Origin of the sequence: Micromonospora sp. CV4 (genome assembly GCF_003667455.1) — a bacterium.
Classification (GTDB): Bacteria; Actinomycetota; Actinomycetes; order Mycobacteriales; family Micromonosporaceae; genus Micromonospora.
Genome location: NZ_RCVI01000258.1, coordinates 1 through 436, shown reverse-complemented (window position 1 = coordinate 436; position 436 = coordinate 1). Strand labels below are relative to the sequence as shown.

Annotated in this window: 1 pseudogene; it reads left to right on the top strand. The window is 76.4% G+C overall.

The features are described 5' to 3' along the window. A pseudogene (locus EAD98_RS14645) lies at positions 1 to 436 on the top strand (SARP family transcriptional regulator); the annotation flags it as partial.

Sequence of the window (436 nt, the reverse complement as noted above, 5' to 3'; positions counted from 1 at the left end):
CTGCTGAACGGCGAGGGTGCGCTGGTCGCGCTCTCCGAGGTCCCCGAGGGCGTACGGGACGTGCTGCGGCGGCGGCTCGCGCGGCTGCCCGGCGACGCGGTGCCCGTCCTGCGGCTGGCCGCGGTCGCCGGGCGGGAGAGCCCGGTGGACGTCCTCGTGCGGGCCGCCGACACGGGCGAGGACGGTGTCTTGGACGCGCTGGACGCGGGCGGCATCACCGGGCTGCTCGACGAGCCGGGGCCGGGGCGCGTCCGGTTCGTTCACGCGCTGGTAAGAGACACGCTGGTCGCCGACCTCAGCCGGTTGCGCGCCACCAGGATGCACGCCCGGATCGCCGAGGCGCTGGAGGGCACCGGCGACATCGCCGCGCTGGCCCACCACTATGCACGAGCGGGGTCGCCGAAGGCCGTCGGCTATTGCGTGCGGGCCGCCGAGC